Raw genomic sequence first — 278 nt, 5'->3', positions numbered from 1 at the left:
CACCACGGGCCTGAAGAACTTCCTGATCGAGTCGGCTGCAGAATTGGTGACAGCGATTCGTGCGGCAGCCAACTCCAATGTCAGGAATCTGGGAAAGCGCGCTGCGGTTCCTGTCCTGGCGCCCGCCAGCAAGCTCACTGCAGATGCCATCCTGCCCGCAGCCAACGGACACGCCATGGCCCAGACGACCGAACGGATTGTCGCCATCGGCACCTCGACCGGGGGAACCCAGGCGCTGGAAGCCGTGCTGACGTCCTTGCCTCGGGTGTGTCCCGGCA

General features: G+C 64.4%; 1 pseudogene. It reads left to right on the top strand.

Going from position 1 to position 278, the window contains the following annotated elements:
• Positions 1–278: pseudogene (locus EE949_RS10530) on the top strand (chemotaxis response regulator protein-glutamate methylesterase); the annotation flags it as partial.

The organism is Pseudomonas viridiflava, from assembly GCF_900602065.1.
Taxonomy (GTDB): domain Bacteria; phylum Pseudomonadota; class Gammaproteobacteria; order Pseudomonadales; family Pseudomonadaceae; genus Aquipseudomonas.
Note: the sequence above shows the minus strand (reverse complement) of the source record. Positions and strands in the feature narration are given on the sequence as shown.